The sequence below is a fragment of the Bacillus sp. RO2 genome, assembly GCF_012911845.1.
Classification (GTDB): domain Bacteria; phylum Bacillota; class Bacilli; order Bacillales; family Bacillaceae_I; genus Sutcliffiella_A.
On the sequence record NZ_JAAXCU010000030.1, the window covers coordinates 62,887 to 81,953 of the forward strand.

Consider the following 19,067-nt stretch of genomic DNA (forward strand, 5'->3'; position numbering starts at 1 on the left):
AATGAAAAAGGCGTGGGTGCTTAACTCCACGTCTTTTTCTTAGAAAGAGAGGAATCGTCGTGTCGAATCTAATCAATCCCTTTATACAAATAAGAAGAGACCTACATCAAATTCCAGAAAAGGGATTCCAAGAAACAAAAACACAAGGATATTTGCTTCATTATATACAAAACCTCCCACAGGGCCATATAGAAGTAAAAACATGGGAAACTGGAATATTTGTAAGAGTACAAGGAACTAATCCCTCTAAAACAATTGGTTACAGAGCGGACATTGATGGCTTGCCAATCGAAGAAGAAACAGATTTATCCTTTCCTTCTCTTCATGAGGGAATGATGCATGCATGCGGTCATGATATGCATATGAGTATTGCCCTTGGAATCCTGACTCATTTTTCTCAAAATCCTGCATCTGATAACCTCCTGTTTATGTTTCAACCAGCAGAAGAGGGACCCGGTGGTGCTTTGCCAATGATACAATCGGAAATCTTCAAGGCTTGGAAACCGGATATGATTGTAGCTCTCCATATCGCACCAGAATATCCAGTCGGTACTATTGCTACGAAGCAGGGACTTCTTTTTGCTAATACATCCGAACTTTTTGTTGACTTAAAGGGCAGGGGTGGACATGCAGCATATCCTCACCAAACAAACGACATGGTGGTTGCGGCGTGTTCACTTGTTACACAATTACAGACAGTCATTGCCCGGAATGTTGATCCACTCGACAGTGCGGTTATTACAGTTGGAAAAATAACTGGCGGAACGGTTCAAAACATCATTGCGGAGCGCGCCAGACTTGAAGGAACGATACGTACCCTGTCAGTTGAAAGTATGAAAAAAGTAAAAGAGCGGATTGAAGCTCTCGTTCACGGGGTCGAAGTGGGGTATAACTGCCAAACAACCATTGATTACGGAAGCATGTACCATCAGGTGGACAATGATCCGGCTCTTACAGAAGAGTTTATGCAGTACGTATCGGAAAACACCAATGTTCGCGTCGTGGAATGCAAAGAGGCGATGACCGGAGAAGACTATGGATACATGATTGAGAACATCCCTGGGTTCATGTTCTGGTTAGGAGCAGAATCCCCATATGGCCTTCATCATTCAAAATTGAATCCTAATGAAGATGCAATTGGTGTAGCTATTAGCACCATCATTTCATATTTCAATTTTAAAGGAAACTGACATTTTATTTTCCTCATTGTATAATTTGGCGTTTGCAAGCCAAATTAACAAAGAGGAGGTGGATTACATATGCCAAAAATCGGTGTAGAACAATCCTTAACAGATGTTCAACAAGCGTTGCAACAAAAAGGATACGATGTTGTTCAATTAACGAATGAAAACGACGCAAAAGGTTGTGACTGCTGCGTTGTAACGGGAATCGACAATAATGTAATGGGTATCTCCAATAGTGTCACTGCTGGTTCTGTAATTGAAGCAAGCGGACTGACAGCTGATCAGATTTGCCAACAGGTGGAAAGCAGAATAAACCACTAAAAAAGGAGCCGAGATGGCTCTTTTTTTAGTGGTGAGATGAGGTATGTGGCGACGGTCTAGTTAAGTGCCTACGGTGGATGTCTTGGAGTTTTAAGGGCTGAAAAGTGAAAAAAAGTTTATTTATGAAGGAAAATGACTTTATTTTCGTTGGGAAAATTTAGTTCGGACATTACCCAGCGGTCTTCGGACATTTAATGGGGGACGATTGATGGGCTTCGGTCAATATTTCATTAGAGTTCGGTCAACTTTTACATATGGTTCGGTCAAACAGTTTTGAGGTTCGGTCATTTTTGGCAAAACTTTGGACAAATTCGCAAAATCTTTGGTCAATTTTTGTTAAATCTTCGGTCAATTTCGCAATATCTTTGGACATATAGCATTACCACCCACACAAAAAGCAACCAAGCAACCAAGCAACAGACCAGACACAAACGTATCACAAATCCACCCATCACATTTCAACATCAGAACAAAAAGAAAGTCCAGAGTATCCACTCTAGACTTCCCAAAAAACTATTCCTTCTTTTCAATATAAACTTGATGTGGAAACGGAATTTCAATGCCATTTGCATCAAGTGCCTCTTTAAGTGTCTTGCGTAATTTACGCTCGACTGCCCATTGTTGCATGTTTTCCGTTTTTGCGATGATTCGGATGACAACATCTGAAGCTCCTAGACCTTGCACACCCACTACATTAGGGCCCTCAATAATTGTTTCATCTTCAGAAGCAACCTGTTCACATACACGCTGCAACACTTCGATTGCTTGATCAATATTATCATCATAGGAGATGCCGATATCAACAAGTGCTCTCATATTTCCGCGAGAATGGTTAGTCAAATTAGAAATCTCACGGTTTGGTACATAATGCAAAGAACCATCAAAATCCCTAATTTTTGTTGTGCGTAGACCAACTTCTTCTACAATGCCTGAAAAACCAGCAGTTGTAACATAATCGTCTACATCCACTTGTTTTTCTAGTAAAAGGAAGAAGCCTGTTACAACGTCACTGACAATTCCTTGCGCCCCAAAACCAATAGCAAGACCTACAACTCCTGCCCCTGCTAAAATAGCGGTTGTTTCCACGGCAAATACATTTTCAAGTACCATTATGACAAGGAAAAAGATTAATGCATATGTAAAAATGTTAACTGTCAGCTTTTCCAGTGTTTTTGCCCTTCCAGGTGAAATACCCTGTTTTTCTGAAGCTCTAGCAAATGCACGTGTGATAATCTTTGTCCCAATTGATTTTACAATCGCATATACGATAAGGATAACAATTAGTTTCAAAACAAGAATTCCTAAAGCAGTTAATATTGCGTAGAAATCAATGTCAGATAAGTCAAATACCATTTGAATAATACTCCCTTCCTATTAATTATGTATGCCCTAATATCGCATTATAAAGTATTCGTTTGTGAAAACCAAATGATTTACAGAAAACGAATGGCATAAGCTTATTATTTTGTTCTTATAGGAAAGAATGGTAGTATAAGATGTGTGAAAAAATTCCCATTTATCAACACGGTTCATAAAGGGAATACCAACAAGGTGAATTTGGATCTCAATATTTACATCTAATTCCTTATTTAAATTAATTATCATTTAATATTGACTAAAAATAAAGAGTGTTTTATAATAGTTGATGTTGATTAAATATCTAAATGAGAATCTTTTATTAATATTCTCATTTGAAATTACAACTTGGAGGGATTTACAAATGGCAGAACGCATGGTAGGTAAACAAGCTCCACGTTTTGAAATGGACGCTGTATTACCAAACAAAGAATTTGGAAAAGTAAGCTTAGAAGAGAACATGAAAAACGATAAGTGGACAGTACTTTTCTTCTACCCAATGGATTTCACGTTCGTTTGCCCGACTGAAATCACTGCAATGTCTGATCGTTACGAAGAGTTCGAAGACTTAGATGCAGAAATCATTGGAGTATCCACTGATACTATCCACACTCACTTAGCATGGATCAACACAGATCGCAAAGATAACGGTCTTGGTGAATTAAGATATCCTTTAGCTGCTGACACAAACCACGTTGTATCTCGTGACTACGGCGTTCTTATTGAAGACGAAGGTATCGCGCTACGTGGATTATACATCATCAGCCCAGAAGGCGAACTTCAATACCAAACAGTATTCCATAACAACATCGGCCGTGATGTAGAAGAAACATTACGTGTTCTTCAAGCATTACAAACTGGTGGTCTTTGCCCAGCTAACTGGAAGCCTGGACAAGCTACATTATAATTTGATCCAACCTAGAATAAGGTCTAACGGTTTTCGTTAGGCCTTTTCTTTGCACTACATAGTAATCTAATAGGAGGTTTTTAGTATGAAATTACGATCCCCGATGCCTGAGTTGACAGGTGCGACGGAATGGTTGAACGGTCAAGTAACAAAAGAAGAGCTAATTGGTGAAAAGCCAACGCTTATCCATTTCTGGTCTGTTAGCTGCCATTTATGTAAAGAAGCAATGCCGCAAGTAAATGAGTTTCGCGATAACTACAAGGATAAGCTAAATGTAATTGCTGTACACATGCCACGCTCTGAGGACGACTTGAACTTAGATTCCATTAAAAAGACGGCAAGCGAGCATGATATTACGCAGCCGATTTTCGTGGACAGTGAACATAAATTGACGGATGCCTTTGAAAATCAATATGTTCCTGCTTATTATGTATTTGATGCAGAAGGCAATCTTCGTCATTTCCAAGCTGGAGGCAGCGGAATGAAGATGTTAGAAAAACGGGTAAACCGCGTTTTAGGTGAAATGGAAAAATAGGATATTGATACAAAAAGGATTACCATCATTGGTGGTCCTTTTTTTGTACAAAAATTCTACTCGAGGCTCCTCTTTCATATACTCTAAAGTTGTTCATTTTTCTCCGACTAAAGATGTAGAAAACATCCGTCTTCATGACTCTTACCATGTCTTAAGTAACCTAATAAAATAATAGTATAAATAATTTAAATTTTTCCAAAAAAGACTGGATAAATATTTCGAAACTCGATATATTAGATACTATCTTATATTTTCCAGCATGAGTTAACAAAGGGAGGGAATACATGTGGAGACTTTTAAGAAGCTTAAAGAGTTTTATTGGCCTTATCGCAAAAATTTCTATATTTCATTGATATTTTTGCTTTTAGTAACGGTCATCACTGTCATTTATCCTGTGATCTTACAGGTTACCATTGATGAAGTTATTGAAAAACAACAATTCGAATACGTACCATATATTGCACTGGGATTCATTGGACTCATGGCCTTAAAGGGGTTATTTACGTATTTCAATCAATTTTTAGGCGACCTATTTGGAATACGTTCCGTGTATCGCTTAAGAAATGAGCTGTATGAAAAACTGCAATTCTTACCGTTTCGTTATTATGATAATGCCAAGACAGGAGACTTAATGTCCAGGCTGACAGCGGATGTTGAGGGATTCAGGTTTTTCCTATCATTTGGTTTTGCCGAATTGATTAGGTTTGTCCTGCTAGTAACTATAAGTTTAGGTTTGATGTTTTATTACTCGGTGGCCTTAACTTTTGTCACGCTGTTGGCTATGCCTTTTCTCGCGTTTGTCACGTATCGCTTTGATAAAAGAGTTCACCCGGCATTCCGTGGAATTCGTAAATCATTCGGAAAATTGAATACGAATGTACAAGAGAATATCAGCGGTATCAACACGGTAAAATCTTTATCACGTGAAGATTATCAAATCAATAAGTTTAATAATTCCAATGTAGACTACAAAGAAAAATATATTACCACTTCTAATGTATGGGCTAAGTTTTTCCCGCTGATGGAGTTCATCGGGAATGCCTGTGTGGTAGGTCTTCTTGGATTCGGAGGTTATTTAGTAATTACAGGCCAATTATCAGAAGGAAAACTAGTGGCATTCTTCAGCTTGGTTTGGTACATTGTCTGGCCGATTGCCAACTTAGGCTTTGTAATCAATCAGTTTTCACAAGCAAAGGCTTCCGGGGAGCGATTATTGGAGATTTTAGAAGCAGAAGAAGATATCCAAGATGCACCGGATGCAAAAGATGCACCAAATCTAAATGGGCATGTGACGTTTGAAGATGTCACCTTCCGTTATCCAAACGAAGATAAAACGGCGCTTGAAAATGTATCCTTTGATGCGCTTCCTGGTAAGCAGATTGGGTTGATCGGTGCGACAGGTTCAGGAAAAACAAGTATCACTCAACTTATCACAAGGTTCTATGAGCCGCAGTCTGGCCGTATTTTAATTGATGGAGAAGAAGTCAATAAATACTCGTTGTATTCACTGAGAAATCAAATTGGATTTGTGTTGCAGGAGTCCTTTTTATTTTCTTCCACTATTAAGTCAAATATCGCTTACGGCCGACCGAATGCTTCCATGGAAGAAATCGTTCGCGCAGCAAAGATGGCACAGGCGCATGATTTTATCATGGAACTTCCTGACGGCTACGACACAATGCTTGGAGAGCGTGGAATGGGACTTTCTGGCGGTCAGAAACAACGTATCGCCATCGCTCGTGCATTGATTCTAGATCCTAGTATTTTAGTGTTGGATGACGCAACAAGTGCAGTGGATATGCAGACAGAGTTTAATATACAAAGAGAATTAAAGGCTGCATTGGCAGGCAGAACAACTTTTATCATCGCACACCGTATTTCCTCACTAAAACACGCCGATGAGATTCTCGTGTTAGAAGAAGGAAAAGTAGTGGAGCGCGGTACACATGACGAGCTTGTCCAAAAGAATGGGGCATATCGAAGAATATATGATATCCAGTACAAGGACCAAAAAACGGTTTTGGAAGCTCAGACTAACTGAAGGCAGGTGAAACAGAATGCGTAAAAAACTGAAAATAGAATTGAACGATAATGTGAAAAAGAGATTCTACTATTCTACTGATAATGCAATTGAAAAGCCCTTTAACTGGCAACAGATGTGGCGACTGTTTTCTTATATGAAACCATATTCGAAAACTTTGCTCCCATTAGCTGTTATTACGATGTTAATTGCAACAGCTGTAAGGTTAGCAATTCCAATCATCATTGGTAAATACTTATATGATGTTGCCATCAAGCAAAAAGATATGGATATGCTTATCCAACTAGCTCTGATTGTTTCCGTGTTATATGTCATATCCTATGGGGCGAATGCATTGAGGATACGTTGGATGAATATGCTCGGTCAAAACGTCATTTATGATTTAAGGAAACATTTGTTCACACATGTTCAAGGACTTTCCCATCGCTTTTTCGATAAACGTTCCGCTGGGTCCATCCTTGTTCGGATCATGAATGATATTAATTCCTTGCAAGAATTGTTCACTAACGGCGTAATCAATTTGCTTATGGACTTTATTTTACTAATTGGTATCGTGGTGATTCTATTTACACTAAGTCCTGAATTGGCAACAGCAATATTAATTATTTTGCCTATCATGTTCTTCATTTCCACAAGCTTGCGTAGGAAAATCAGGAGGGCGTGGCAGGATGTCCGTATCAAGCAAGCGATGCTTAACTCTCATTTAAATGAGAGTATACAAGGGGTCCGTGTTACACAATCCTTCACGCAAGAAAGAGAGAACATGGGCTTCTTTGACCGTATTAATACCGAAAACTTTGAGTCTTGGAAAAATGCAACGAAACAGAATGCCATTTTCCGTCCGTTCGTTGAAATGACAAATGCAGTTGGTACCGCCATCCTTATTTGGTACGGAGCCTACTTGATTCAACAAAGTTTAACAGGTGGCACAAGCACGTTAACTGTCGGTGTATTCATTTCCTTTGCTTTTTACTTAGGGATGTTCTGGGAGCCGATCTCACGATTAGGTCAGCTTTATAACATGTTGCTTGTCGGGATGGCTTCTTCTGAACGTATTTTTGAATTCCTCGATGAAAAACCAATTGTAGATGAGAAAGACAACGCAGTTCAGTTGGATTCCATTAACGGGGAGATAGAATTTAAGAATGTAGAATTTTCCTATGACAGTAAACGTACCGCTTTGAACCGCATTTCATTGAAAATGGAAGCAGGCCAAACGGTGGCATTGGTTGGTCATACCGGATCTGGGAAAACAACGATTGCCAACTTGATATCACGTTTCTATGATGCAACTGGTGGAGAAGTGAAGATTGACGGACATAATATCCGTGACATCTCTCTTCAAAGCCTGCGTTCTCAAATCAGTGTAGTATTGCAGGATACCTTTATTTTCTCTGGAACCATCAATGATAATATCCGCTTTGGCAGACCTACTGCAACTGACGCAGAAGTAAGAGCCGCTGCCGAGGCAGTTGGCGCGAATGAATTTATCGAGCGTCTGAAAAATGGGTATGAAACAGAAGTGGAGGAGAGAGGAAATGTCCTCTCAGTCGGGGAAAGACAATTGATCTCCTTTGCCCGCGCTTTGTTAGCAGATCCTAGCATCATTATTTTAGATGAAGCGACTGCTAGTATTGATACGGAAACGGAAGTGAAGATCCAGACGGCTCTTAAACAGCTTTTGAAAGGCCGTACCGCTATCATTATTGCTCACCGTCTCTCTACTATTCGGGAAGCGGATAACATCATCGTTCTTGATCATGGGAATATCATGGAGCAGGGGAATCATGATAAGCTGATGGAACACGGCGGCATCTATTATCACTTGGTTAAAGCGCAGTTTACGATGCAGGACGTGAGCTGAGAATAAAAAATTAGAAAAGACATCGGTTTTTGGACCGATGTCTTTTTTGTGGACGCAATTACTTAATGTTGAATGTCGGAATGCACATAGAGGGAATTAATCAAAAAACGAGGGAGATTATTCAAAAAAATGGTTGAATCAGTCAAAAAACCTCTCCAATTATTCAAAAAAACAGTTCAATTTATCAAGAATCCATATATTCCCATCGTTTAAACTTCGTTTGTGGAATAATATGTAAAAAATCTCAATAACTCCAACTAGTGCCCACTACCATACTATAATGTGATCACCGATACTCAAGTTTTTCAGTAATATAGCAGACAAACAGAAAAATTGGGGCAAGGACAGCAATCAAATCGATAATATTGACATCCATTCACTCATTCTCCTTTCTGTTGCGTTGATATTTCATTTAATCTCTCTAACGCATCCTCTTTTTCAAAAGAGCTGTACCACCGGAAATCCATTTCATCAAGAATTCTATAATGCTGACTGATGACGTTTTGCTGAAGACGAAACGCCCCTTGCATTTTTATTTCTTTCCACCATACTTTTCCGCCCATTGTCTTATCCTTTGGTGCCTCTATTTTCTCGTGTGCTATCGTTTCGATAACTTCTAATGGATCAGCACCTAGAACGGAGGATAATACTTGGCTTTCCCGGAATAAGGCACATGTAGCTGCGCAAACGGTCCAGCCTGCTGTGGTTCGGCCTTTTTCGATTTGTACTAAGGTCTTTTTGGAGATTCCCAACACTTCCGCCATCCTGTCTTGTGTATAGTTATGTTCCGTTCGTATAAGCTTAAGTTTATTTGATATTAAAGAGATAGCTTCGTCTTGATTCATCATTGGGTGCAAATGCTCCTTTTTTATAATATATGTGTAATTTTACACTTTATTAGGAGGGAGTTCAATAATTTTCTGAAAACTTTTCTTATAGAAAATCATATTCAACTTAAGAAAAGGTAGGATTATGGTACAATAGTATTTATATATACCAAAGTAAATGGGGGAAACAAGGTTGAAAAGAAAAGAGTTTGCCGTTATTGGTTTAGGTCGTTTTGGGGGAAGTATGGTTCAGGCATTGAGTGACGAAGGAGTAGAGGTCCTTGCGATTGATAATGACGAAGAGAAAGTGAACCAGTTTGCTAATATAGCTTCACATGCAGTGGTTGGCGATACAACGGATGAGGCAGTGCTCAAGAGTATCGGTATCCGTAATTTTGATCATGTAATCGTTGCCATTGGTGACAATATTCAAGCAAGTATCTTAACCACTCTGATCTTAAAGGAACTGGGAGTAAAGCATATTACGGTCAAAGCGACCAATGATTATCATGAAAAGGTATTAAGCCGTATAGGAGCAGATCAGGTTGTTCATCCGGAGCGTGATATGGGAAGACGTATTGCCCACAACATTGTATCAAATAACGTTCTAGATTATCTGGAGCTTTCTGATGAGCATAGTATCGTAGAGATCGTTGCTAGCAGACGTTTGGATGGAAACACGCTGATTGATTTGGATATTCGTGCTAAATACGGAATTAACATTGTTGCAATCAAGCGGGGGAGGGATATCATAGTCTCGCCTCAGGCCACTGATCCTATTAAACAAGGGGATATTTTGATTGTTATTGGAGCTGATACGGATATTACGCGTTTTGAGAAAAATGTGGTGGAAGATTAAAAGTAGTTTAGTGTGGACCAGTGAGGGGGAGACCTTGCTGGTTTTTTTTAATGGAGAATATATTTCGATTTCCGAAAAGTTACAATAACCTTTAAAAAAGTCACAATGATGCTCAAAAATGTCACAATCACCATGTGAAAAGTTACAATAAACCTCCGAAAAGTTACAATAATCTCATTTGTACCATAAAAGCCCGCCATCAGGGTGCAGAGAACACCGAACTGGGACCTCATACCTTCCCAAATTACCATATCAAACGAAAAAACTCCCCCAAACCAAAAGTCTGGGGGAGTTCCTTTAACTGTTTCACCGAAAAATCAAACTTCCATAATAATAGGAAGGATCATTGGACGGCGTTTCGTCTTCTCGTATAAGAACGGAGCAAGCGTATCCGTTATTTCATTCTTGATTTCAGACCATTGTGTTGTACGGCGTTCCATGATCTTATTCAGGTGCTTGGAAATCAAAGATTGCGCGTCATTGATTAAGTCACCGGACTCTCTCATGTATACAAATCCACGTGAGATGATGTCTGGACCGGAAGCTATGCGGAAATCCTTCATGTTAATGCTTACTACAACAACCACTAGACCTTCTTCAGAAAGGATGCGGCGGTCACGAAGAACGATGTTTCCGATATCACCAATACCATTACCATCAATGTAAACATTACCGGATGGTATTTTACCTGCTACAGAAGCTTCATCTTCGCTAAGTGCTAGAACTTCACCGTTGTCCATGATAAAGCAGTTCTCTTCAGGTACTCCACAATCAATTGCAAGCTGTTTATGCGTAATCTGCATGCGGTATTCACCGTGAATTGGCATGAAATATTTTGGCTTGATCAAGCGAAGCATTAGCTTTTGTTCTTGCTGTCCACCATGACCGGAAGTATGGATGTCACTTAATGAACCGTGGATGACATCAGCTCCTGCGCGGAATAACATGTTGATGGTACGGTTTACACTTAGTGTGTTTCCTGGGATTGGGGAAGAAGAAAATACAACCGTGTCACCAGGAATGATTTGAATCTGACGGTGGGTCCCGTTGGCAATTCTGGAAAGAGCGGCCATAGGTTCACCTTGGCTTCCGGTACAAAGGATAGTGACTTTGTTTGCCGGCATGCGGTTAATTTGATTGGTTTCGATAAATGTATCTTTAGGTGCTTGGATATATCCGAGCTCTTGACCGATATTAATTGCTGCTTCCATGCTGCGTCCGAAGACTGCGACTTTTCTGCCGTGAGCTACAGCAGCTTCCACAACTTGTTGCAGACGGTGAATGTTGGATGCGAATGTAGCGAAAATCACACGACCATCCACTTTGCGGAAGATGTCTTGGATGCTTTCTCCTACACGGCGTTCTGACATGGTGAAGTCAGGGATTTCACTGTTAGTGCTATCAGATAATAGGCAAAGGACGCCTTCTTTTCCGATTTCGGCCATTTTTGTTAAGTTTGCAGGCTCTCCAACTGGAGTAAAGTCAAACTTGAAGTCACCAGTGTGAACAATATTCCCTTGAGGTGTTTTGACAACAACACCGTAAGAATCTGGGATACTGTGAGTGGTACGGAAGAATGTCACGGAAGTTTTACGGAACTTGATGATATCATCTTCCTGGATTTCGATTAGTTTTGCTTTGCGCAGAAGACCATGTTCTTCTAGTTTGTTTTTGATCAGACCAAGTGCAAGCTTGCCGCCATATACCGGAATGTCTACTTCACGAAGAAGGTAAGGAATTCCGCCAATGTGGTCTTCGTGACCGTGAGTAACGAAAAGGCCTTTAATTTTTTCTTGGTTCTTTACTAAATACGTATAATCTGGAATAACATAATCGATTCCTAGTAGTTCGTCTTCAGGAAATTTGATTCCGGCATCAATTAAGATAATTTCATCTTGAAATTGGACAGCATAGGTGTTTTTCCCGATCTCACCCAGCCCGCCTAAAGCGAAGACTGCTGCTTGATTGTTTTTAACAAATTTCATTGTCTATCATATCTCCAATACTTTAAAGTTTTCTGATTGCTTTTCATACTCATAGAAATCCCCGGATACGGGCTGGATAAATTCTATGTTATATGGCTTGTCCTTTAATTTTCTGCGGACTTCAAATACTGCAGATGCTTCCACATAAAGAGATTCCGTTTTTTCTCTAACAGGTGCTTCAGCTACATCTTCTTGATAATACACTTTAAATAACATTGCTATCTCTCCTTAAAAAAATCTGTCTGGTCCTTCGCCTCTCCTTAGGCAGTAAGGGAAAGAGCCAGTATATATAGTTATTTTATGTAAGGGAAAAAGGCGGAAGTGTCCGTCGACCCACTATCTTGCGTCAAGCTCCAATGCTTTTTTCCTTTACAAAAAGACAACGCGAATTTTAATAATGCTTCCTAGTAATATCCTTATAGCATAACCGGTCATTGGCTAAAAAGCCATTATTACCCTATATTATATACGATACATCATGAAATTTCATGTTTTTCCCGAAAAGAAGTGCTTTTCTATTTTCTCCAATTGAAAGGGATTAGAAACAGAGGGAGAACAAATTCATGGATAAATAATATGTAAGAGTCCTCCAGTTAAAGAGGACTCATTAAAGGCAAGGACTAGGCGATTGTTTTTCGTTTAAGAATGTTGTTCATTCTACGCAGTATTTTTTTTCTAAGCCTTCTTAGCATAAGCGTTTCACTCCTTGTACTTTAGGTACGATCTGTTTGTTAATAGTTAATATGCGTCAAACAGAATAAATAGTTGCTGGTAAATATACGAAATTTCAGTACATGAGGAAATGGCTTTCACATCAAAACAATATACGTAGAATTTAGTATGGTTAACCTCAGAGTAACATATAAATGGTCTATTGGGAATAAGGCCTTTTGCTGACTGTCGTAACAACCGATGCAAAGGATAAATTTTCATTGACAGTAAACGTTTTCTTCGTGTAGGTTAAAATAAATATTTATTTCGTTACCCTAAAATTAAGGTGGTAAGTTGGATGAAGCGACTGTATGCAGCATTATTTACGTTAAGTTTGATTTGGGGCATGTCTTTTCTATTTATAAAATTACTTGTAGTGGATTTAGGGGTTTGGGGAGTTGTGTTTTGGAGGTGCATGTTTGGGGCGGGAACGCTTTTTATTTTACTTCTAATACAGAATAAATTAAAACTACTGCGTAACCTTCCAATACTGCCCATTATTTTTATTGCACTATTAAACAATGCTCTTCCTTGGGCACTTATTGCTGTTAGTGAAACATCTATAAGTAGCAGTCTGGCTTCGGTTGTAAATGCTACGACACCAATTTGGACGATTCTGATCGGCTTTTCCATCTTTTCTAGCAAAATGGAAAAAATGCAATGGATTGGTGTTAGCGTAGGTTTTATGGGAATTGTTGTTTTATTGGAGTTAAATATTCTTCAATTGTTTCATGATAATCTCCTAGGGGTAGGAACGATGTTGGGTGCTACCATTTGCTATGGTTTTGGTGCACACCTTAGTAAAAAACATTTGAAAAACACACCTATCACAATTATTTCATTTAGTACGCTAGCAGTCGCTGGGATCTTGTCGGGGATTATGATGGCATTGCTACAACCATCCGGTTTTATAGCAATAGGAAGCACGTCTATTATCGTATCTTTGATCGGTTTAGGGGTTTTCGGATCAGGTATAGCATATCTACTATATTATTACATGGTAAAGGAAGGCAGTGCAGAGTTTGCATCCCTTGTCACGTATATTGTGCCAATAACAGCCATGCTATGGGGTAGCCTATTATTAGGTGAAAAAATAACCCCTCATATGCTTTTTGGTTTGATTCTGATCTTTAGTGGTGTATATTTATCTTCGTATAAAACGAAAGCTAAAAAACAAAAAGTGATAAAAAATGTCACAGTCTAAAGAAGTAAGGTGATGAAAATGGAAAAGAAAATAGTGTTTTTTGATATAGACGGTACCCTGCTGAACCATCAAAAAGAATTACCTGCCTCTACTAAAAAGGCAATAAAAGAACTGAAGGAACAAGGAGTGTATGTGGCAATCGCAACAGGAAGGGCTCCATTTATGTTTGCGGACCTTCGCAAAGAATTGGATATTGATACTTTTGTCAGCTTTAACGGCCAATATGTGGTGTTTGAAGGAGAAGTTATTTATAAAAACCCTTTAAATATAGAGAAATTACATTTGTTACGTCAAAATTCCGAAAAAGTGTCACATCCACTAGTGTATTTAAATCATGAAATGATGAAGGCAAATGTAGAAAATCATCCGTTTATTAATGAAAGCATGGGAAGCTTAAAGTTTGTTCACCCGGAATATGGTCCAAGCTTCCTCGATGAAACGGAGATCTATCAGGCATTATTGTTCATTGAAGATGAGCATCAGCAAAGTTATGTGGATGCTTATAAGGATTTTGATTTCATCCGCTGGCATCAATTCTCCACTGACATCCTCCCAAAAGGCGGATCGAAAGCAATCGGGATCCAAAAGATGCTGGAGAGATTGCCGTTTAAGAAAGAAAATGTCTATGCTTTTGGAGATGGATTAAATGATGTCGAAATGATTGATTACGTAGGAACAGGGGTTGCAATGGGCAATGCGCATCCTGAATTAGTGAAAGTAGCAAACCATGTTACAAAAGATGTGGGGGAAGACGGAATTCTTCACGGTCTTGAGCTAGTTGGCTTACTCAAACAAAAAATACGTTAACAAAAAGAAGCAAGCCTGATCAACATACGATCAGGCTTGCTTTGTTATTAAAGAAAAAAATATAAAATATCTGTTGTAGGAATCGTTTTTTTTAAGTGATTTCCAGCTGTGGGTTGGAGCAAAAGGCGAAGACTCCTGAGGGAGATAGCGGTAGCTTGAGACCCCGCAGCAGAGCGAGGAGGCTCAAGCACCGCCCCTAGGAAAGTAAAGCCATTTGCGGAAATCCACAGCGGTGGTTTACCAAACTACTTACGTTTTTCTTTTCTAACAATTATCTTTCTACAGGAATGGCTCCTTCTGGAGGTTGGAAAGGATTCTCTTGGTTTATATGATCATAGAACATAACACCATTCAAATGATCTATTTCGTGTTGAAAAACAATCGCCACTAATCCCTTTAAGCGGAGTTTAAGCTCTTCGCCTTGCAGGTTGGTAGCCTTAACGGTTACTCGGGCATATCTCGGTACAAGCCCTGGTACGTCTCTATCTACAGAGAGACAACCTTCGCCTGATGTTAAGTAACTTTTTTCAATAGAATGGCTAACTATCCTTGGATTAAATAGTGCATAGCTATGTAATGTCCCACTTTCATCTCTGATATGAACGGCAATCATCTTTTTCGGAATATTGATTTGGGGAGCTGCCAATCCGACTCCAGGGCGCAAATTGTATTGTTGAGACATTTCTGGATTTTGACTGTTTTGAAGGTATTCCATCATGTTGTGTAGAATAGTGGAATCTTCCTGAGATGGGGGAAGGGTTACGTCACTAGCTACGGCGCGTAATGTAGGATGTCCTTCCTTTATGATGTCTTTCGCTGTAATCATGGTTTCACTCCTATCTTTTATAGTTATACTATACTCCATTTAATCGTATATATGGTAGCGACAAAGTATCTCATTATATATTATCAAAAGCAAGAAGCTACTTGAAACAATTCGTTTTGATTATTTAATTTTATGCTTATCGTATGAATTTAATATTGTAAAAATTAGCAATAAAATTTATAGTTAAATAGAAGATATGTTAGGGGGATTTAAATTGCGTTTTTGGAAAAGGACTTTATATACGGGAACTCTGGCTTTTTCCCTATTACTGACAGGATGTGTGAATGGAGAATCACCAGAACAGGAGATATTTCAGACATTAGAGGAAGTAGTGGAACTTGAAGCCAGCTTTGAAGAACAACAAGGACCATTATTGGAATTAGAAAAAAAAGAATCTGCTATTTATGAAGAAATCTTGACACTTGGGATGAAAGAGTTTGATCAGATAGTTAAACTTTCTCAAGAAGGGCTTGCTTTGGTCGAACAAAAGGAAGCGGCGATGGAAAATGAAAAAAAGAGCATAGTGGCAGCACGTGAACAATTTGAGGAAGTAAAAACTTCGATTGATACATTAGAAGATGAAGAACTAAAAAAAGAGGCACAATCGTTATACCAACTAATGGAACAACGTTATGAAGCTTACATGACATTATCTGATCATTACATGAAGTCTATGGAAGTAGAAAAAGAAATGTATGAGCTTTTCCAGACAGAGGATTTAACATTGGAGCAACTCCAAGTACAAATAAATGATCTAAATGAAAAGTACGAGAAAATCAATGAAGCTAACAAGTCTTTTAATGACTTTACAGACCAATATAATAAAGCAAAATTGGATTTTTATAAAAAAGCGGGACTTAACGTCACCTATGATAATTAAGTGAAATGACACGTTGGAGCTAGGCTCTACGTGTCTTTTTTGATGTTTAAAAGTGTTTTTTCTTATTTTGAAATAATCATTGTTTGGTTAATGATTAAGATTGAGACATATCGGGAATGGAATACATAGTGTTTTTTATTATTACGAGATAACATGAAGTTGTCCTGTTCTGCATTGTAATACAGATTATGTCGTTGTATTAGTACAGATGAGGATTCAGAATATACTTTTTACTTTTTTTGGTTTAAAAAGTCAATATAAGCAAAGAGATTGACGGGATTAAGTAGTGTGTTGTAAACTTGACCTTGGTGAAAAGTTGTATTAATATTTTCTTCGGAAAGATTAATACAGTATAAATTTATGTGTCTATCATGCATATTGCTGAAGACAGTTAAAGAGGAAAGATACGTTTTTGCATCACAAACAGAAAAATGTCTTTTAAAACCCGTTTTTGGGTAACCTAATTTTGTATGTAATCATGTATTAAATAGTTCTCTTAATAGAAAGGAAGAGGTGACGTAGATGGCTGCAAAAACTAAAAATGCTAAATTTGATCCAAAGCAGCAGAAAGCGAAAGTGGAAGAACAATTCCAAACGTTCCAAATCTTAAATGAAGAAGGCGAAGTAGTAAATGAAGCTGCAATGCCTGAGCTTAGTGATGACCAATTAAAAGAATTAATGCGCCGTATGGTATATACTCGCGTACTTGATCAACGTTCCATCAGCTTAAACAGACAAGGACGCTTAGGTTTCTACGCTCCAACAGCAGGTCAGGAAGCTTCCCAATTGGCTTCTCAATTTGCACTTGAAGCAGACGATTTCATTTTACCAGGATACCGTGATGTGCCACAGATGATCTGGCATGGTCTTCCTTTATATCAAGCATTCCTATTCTCTCGTGGTCACTTCCACGGCAACCAGATGCCAGAGGGTGTTAACTTATTGCCACCTCAAATCATCATTGGTGCACAAATCATCCAAACTGCAGGTGTTGCACTTGGATTGAAGAAAAAAGGGAAAAAGACAGTAGCAATTACATACACAGGAGACGGTGGAGCTTCTCAAGGTGATTTCTACGAAGGTATCAACTTCGCTGGGGCTTACCAAGCACCGGCAATATTTGTTGTCCAAAACAACCGTTTTGCAATTTCAACACCTGTTGAAAAGCAATCTGCAGCAGGTACAATTGCTCAAAAAGCAGTAGCAGCTGGTATTCCTGGTATTCAGGTAGACGGAATGGACGCGCTTGCAGTTTACGCTGCAACTCGTGATGCTCGTGAGCGTGCTGTAAATGGTGAAGGTCCTACTTTGATTGAGACATTAACTTACCGTTATGGTCCACATACAATGGCTGGAGATGACCCAACTCGTTACCGTACTTCTGAACTTGATGATGAGTGGGAAAAGAAAGATCCTTTAGTACGTTTCCGCAAATTCCTAGAAAACAAAGGAATCTGGAGCGAAGACGAAGAGAACAAAGTTATCGAAGAAGCGAAAGAAGATATCAAGGTTGCTATCAAGAAAGCAGATGACCAACCTAAACAGAAAGTCACAGACTTAATCTCTTTCATGTACGAAGAGCTTCCTAATAACCTAAAAGAGCAAAATGAAATCTACAAAGAGAAGGAGTCGAAGTAAGCCATGGCGCAAATGACAATGATTCAAGCAATCACTGATGCGTTACGCACAGAATTGAAAAATGACGAAAACGTCTTACTTTTCGGTGAAGACGTTGGTCAAAACGGTGGGGTTTTCCGTGCAACCGAAGGCCTTCAAGCTGAGTTCGGGGAAGACCGCGTGTTTGATACACCACTTGCAGAATCAGGAATCGGTGGACTTGCTGTCGGCTTCGGTGTAACCGGCTTCCGTCCTGTAATGGAAATCCAATTCTTCGGTTTCGTATACGAAGTAATGGACTCTGTTAGTGGACAACTTGCTCGTATGCGTTATCGTACTGGTGGGCGTTGGAACGCTCCTGTAACAATTCGTTCCCCGTTTGGTGGAGGAGTTCATACTCCAGAACTTCATGCAGATAGCCTTGAAGGTCTTGTAGCGCAACAACCAGGTCTAAAAGTAGTTATTCCTGCAACACCTTATGATGCAAAAGGACTTTTAATTTCTGCAATCCGTGATAACGACCCAGTTATCTTCTTGGAGCACATGAAATTATACCGTTCTTTCCGTCAAGAGGTACCTGAAGAAGAGTACACAATTGAGATCGGTAAAGCAGATGTTAAACGTGAAGGTTCTGACATCACGATGATAACTTACGGAGCAATGGTACATGAGTGCTTAAAAGCAGCTGACCAACTTGAAAAAGACGGTGTATCTGCTGAAGTAATCGACTTACGTACAATTAGTCCATTGGATATCGAAACAATCATTGCATCTGTTGAGAAAACAGGCCGTGCGATTGTTGTCCAAGAAGCACAAAAACAAGCTGGTATCGGCGCTAACATCGTAGCAGAAATCAACGACCGTGCAATTCTTAGCCTAGAAGCACCGGTATTGCGTGTAGCTGCACCTGATACGGTATTCCCATTCTCTCAAGCAGAGAGCGTATGGTTGCCAAATCATAAAGATGTTCTAGAAACAGCGAAAAAAGTTCTGAACTTCTAATATAAATAGTTCTTCAATAGAACTACCATACGGAAGTCCATTCTTCGCCTAGCCAAGAGTGGGCTCTCCATTTTATACAAAAGTAAGCAAAAGTAGGCTATCTCGTTTTACTTATCTCTCTGTAGATTGTAGTGCAAGGTG

17 protein-coding genes are annotated in these 19,067 nt (G+C 39.2%); 12 read left to right on the forward strand and 5 right to left on the reverse strand.

The genetic code is table 11. From position 1 onward, the window contains the following. The first annotated feature begins 59 nt into the window (after nucleotides 1-59). On the forward strand, nucleotides 60-1,190 hold the full coding sequence (locus HF078_RS06185) for an amidohydrolase (protein WP_169290347.1): 1,131 nt from the start codon (nucleotides 60-62) through the stop codon (nucleotides 1,188-1,190). A 69-nt stretch (nucleotides 1,191-1,259) separates the two neighbouring features. Beyond that, entirely contained in the window at nucleotides 1,260-1,505 is a 246-nt protein-coding gene (locus HF078_RS06190; protein WP_060666077.1) for a YkuS family protein, read from the forward strand. 513 nt (nucleotides 1,506-2,018) lie between these two features. Here the strand turns inward: HF078_RS06190 and HF078_RS06195 are convergent. After that, nucleotides 2,019-2,858, reverse strand: coding sequence for a mechanosensitive ion channel family protein (locus tag HF078_RS06195; protein WP_169290348.1), 840 nt, complete (start codon nucleotides 2,856-2,858; stop codon nucleotides 2,019-2,021). Nucleotides 2,859-3,225: 367 nt separating this feature from the next. Between HF078_RS06195 and HF078_RS06200 the strand changes: the two genes are divergently transcribed. The 4 genes from HF078_RS06200 (at nucleotide 3,226) to HF078_RS06215 (ending at nucleotide 8,208) form a co-directional block, all read left to right on the forward strand. After that, the gene (locus tag HF078_RS06200) at nucleotides 3,226-3,768 is read left to right on the forward strand and encodes a peroxiredoxin (protein ID WP_010192747.1); all 543 of its coding nucleotides are present in this window, start codon (nucleotides 3,226-3,228) and stop codon (nucleotides 3,766-3,768) included. 85 nt (nucleotides 3,769-3,853) lie between these two features. Beyond that, nucleotides 3,854-4,303: a TlpA family protein disulfide reductase gene (locus tag HF078_RS06205; RefSeq protein WP_168863724.1), complete on the forward strand. Its 450-nt coding sequence runs from the start codon at nucleotides 3,854-3,856 to the stop codon at nucleotides 4,301-4,303. 286 nt (nucleotides 4,304-4,589) lie between these two features. Further along, the gene (locus HF078_RS06210) at nucleotides 4,590-6,344 is read left to right on the forward strand and encodes an ABC transporter transmembrane domain-containing protein (protein ID WP_169290349.1); all 1,755 of its coding nucleotides are present in this window, start codon (nucleotides 4,590-4,592) and stop codon (nucleotides 6,342-6,344) included. A gap of 16 nt (nucleotides 6,345-6,360) precedes the next feature. Then, nucleotides 6,361-8,208, forward strand: coding sequence for an ABC transporter ATP-binding protein (locus HF078_RS06215; RefSeq protein WP_169290350.1), 1,848 nt, complete (start codon nucleotides 6,361-6,363; stop codon nucleotides 8,206-8,208). Between the two features lie 380 nt (nucleotides 8,209-8,588). Here the strand turns inward: HF078_RS06215 and HF078_RS06220 are convergent, their stop codons facing one another. Further along, nucleotides 8,589-9,053: a helix-turn-helix transcriptional regulator gene (locus tag HF078_RS06220; RefSeq protein WP_169290400.1), complete on the reverse strand. Its 465-nt coding sequence runs from the start codon at nucleotides 9,051-9,053 to the stop codon at nucleotides 8,589-8,591. Nucleotides 9,054-9,213: 160 nt separating this feature from the next. Here HF078_RS06220 and HF078_RS06225 point away from each other — a divergent pair, with 160 nt between their 5' ends. Next, nucleotides 9,214-9,894 (forward strand): potassium channel family protein, encoded by a 681-nt coding sequence (locus HF078_RS06225; protein WP_148986677.1) that lies wholly within the window; start codon nucleotides 9,214-9,216, stop codon nucleotides 9,892-9,894. Nucleotides 9,895-10,211: 317 nt separating this feature from the next. On the opposite strand, the gene rnjA is transcribed toward HF078_RS06225, so the two are convergent. Together rnjA and HF078_RS06235 are read right to left on the reverse strand one after the other, a co-directional pair. Continuing rightward, on the reverse strand, nucleotides 10,212-11,879 hold the full coding sequence (gene rnjA, locus HF078_RS06230; RefSeq protein WP_010192757.1) for a ribonuclease J1: 1,668 nt from the start codon (nucleotides 11,877-11,879) through the stop codon (nucleotides 10,212-10,214). Between the two features lie 6 nt (nucleotides 11,880-11,885). Beyond that, nucleotides 11,886-12,095, reverse strand: a complete 210-nt coding sequence (locus HF078_RS06235; protein WP_148986676.1) for a DNA-dependent RNA polymerase subunit epsilon — start codon at nucleotides 12,093-12,095, stop codon at nucleotides 11,886-11,888. A 793-nt stretch (nucleotides 12,096-12,888) separates the two neighbouring features. On the opposite strand from HF078_RS06235, the gene HF078_RS06240 reads away from it, so the two are divergent. Beyond that, nucleotides 12,889-13,794, forward strand: coding sequence for a DMT family transporter (locus tag HF078_RS06240; RefSeq protein WP_169290351.1), 906 nt, complete (start codon nucleotides 12,889-12,891; stop codon nucleotides 13,792-13,794). 18 nt (nucleotides 13,795-13,812) lie between these two features. Next, on the forward strand, nucleotides 13,813-14,601 hold the full coding sequence (locus HF078_RS06245; RefSeq protein WP_169290352.1) for a Cof-type HAD-IIB family hydrolase: 789 nt from the start codon (nucleotides 13,813-13,815) through the stop codon (nucleotides 14,599-14,601). A 271-nt stretch (nucleotides 14,602-14,872) separates the two neighbouring features. Here the strand turns inward: HF078_RS06245 and def are convergent, their stop codons facing one another. Next, nucleotides 14,873-15,427, reverse strand: a complete 555-nt coding sequence (def, locus tag HF078_RS06250; protein ID WP_169290353.1) for a peptide deformylase — start codon at nucleotides 15,425-15,427, stop codon at nucleotides 14,873-14,875. A gap of 214 nt (nucleotides 15,428-15,641) precedes the next feature. Here def and HF078_RS06255 point away from each other — a divergent pair, with 214 nt between their 5' ends. The 3 genes from HF078_RS06255 to HF078_RS06265 all read left to right on the forward strand — a co-directional run bounded on the left by HF078_RS06255 (nucleotide 15,642) and on the right by HF078_RS06265 (nucleotide 18,926). Beyond that, nucleotides 15,642-16,307, forward strand: a complete 666-nt coding sequence (locus HF078_RS06255) for a YkyA family protein (protein ID WP_169290354.1) — start codon at nucleotides 15,642-15,644, stop codon at nucleotides 16,305-16,307. A 522-nt stretch (nucleotides 16,308-16,829) separates the two neighbouring features. Next, complete coding sequence (pdhA, locus tag HF078_RS06260) at nucleotides 16,830-17,945, forward strand: pyruvate dehydrogenase (acetyl-transferring) E1 component subunit alpha (protein WP_060667189.1); 1,116 nt, start codon at nucleotides 16,830-16,832, stop codon at nucleotides 17,943-17,945. A 3-nt stretch (nucleotides 17,946-17,948) separates the two neighbouring features. Next, nucleotides 17,949-18,926 carry an alpha-ketoacid dehydrogenase subunit beta gene (locus HF078_RS06265; RefSeq protein ID WP_148986670.1) on the forward strand — a complete coding sequence of 326 codons (978 nt, stop codon included), beginning with the start codon at nucleotides 17,949-17,951 and terminating at the stop codon, nucleotides 18,924-18,926. Nucleotides 18,927-19,067 lie beyond the last annotated feature (141 nt).

Coding starts and splice junctions, on each gene's coding strand:
- pdhA (WP_060667189.1), top strand. CDS start 16,830: ATGGCTGCAAAAACTAAAAATGCTAAATTTGATCCAAAGCAGCAGAAA.
- HF078_RS06205 (WP_168863724.1), top strand. CDS start 3,854: ATGAAATTACGATCCCCGATGCCTGAGTTGACAGGTGCGACGGAATGG.
- HF078_RS06265 (WP_148986670.1), top strand. CDS start 17,949: ATGGCGCAAATGACAATGATTCAAGCAATCACTGATGCGTTACGCACA.
- HF078_RS06240 (WP_169290351.1), top strand. CDS start 12,889: ATGAAGCGACTGTATGCAGCATTATTTACGTTAAGTTTGATTTGGGGC.
- rnjA (WP_010192757.1), bottom strand. CDS start 11,879: ATGAAATTTGTTAAAAACAATCAAGCAGCAGTCTTCGCTTTAGGCGGG.
- HF078_RS06195 (WP_169290348.1), bottom strand. CDS start 2,858: ATGGTATTTGACTTATCTGACATTGATTTCTACGCAATATTAACTGCT.
- def (WP_169290353.1), bottom strand. CDS start 15,427: ATGATTACAGCGAAAGACATCATAAAGGAAGGACATCCTACATTACGC.
- HF078_RS06200 (WP_010192747.1), top strand. CDS start 3,226: ATGGCAGAACGCATGGTAGGTAAACAAGCTCCACGTTTTGAAATGGAC.
- HF078_RS06190 (WP_060666077.1), top strand. CDS start 1,260: ATGCCAAAAATCGGTGTAGAACAATCCTTAACAGATGTTCAACAAGCG.
- HF078_RS06220 (WP_169290400.1), bottom strand. CDS start 9,053: ATGAATCAAGACGAAGCTATCTCTTTAATATCAAATAAACTTAAGCTT.
- HF078_RS06235 (WP_148986676.1), bottom strand. CDS start 12,095: ATGTTATTTAAAGTGTATTATCAAGAAGATGTAGCTGAAGCACCTGTT.
- HF078_RS06225 (WP_148986677.1), top strand. CDS start 9,214: ATGGGGGAAACAAGGTTGAAAAGAAAAGAGTTTGCCGTTATTGGTTTA.
- HF078_RS06215 (WP_169290350.1), top strand. CDS start 6,361: ATGCGTAAAAAACTGAAAATAGAATTGAACGATAATGTGAAAAAGAGA.
- HF078_RS06245 (WP_169290352.1), top strand. CDS start 13,813: ATGGAAAAGAAAATAGTGTTTTTTGATATAGACGGTACCCTGCTGAAC.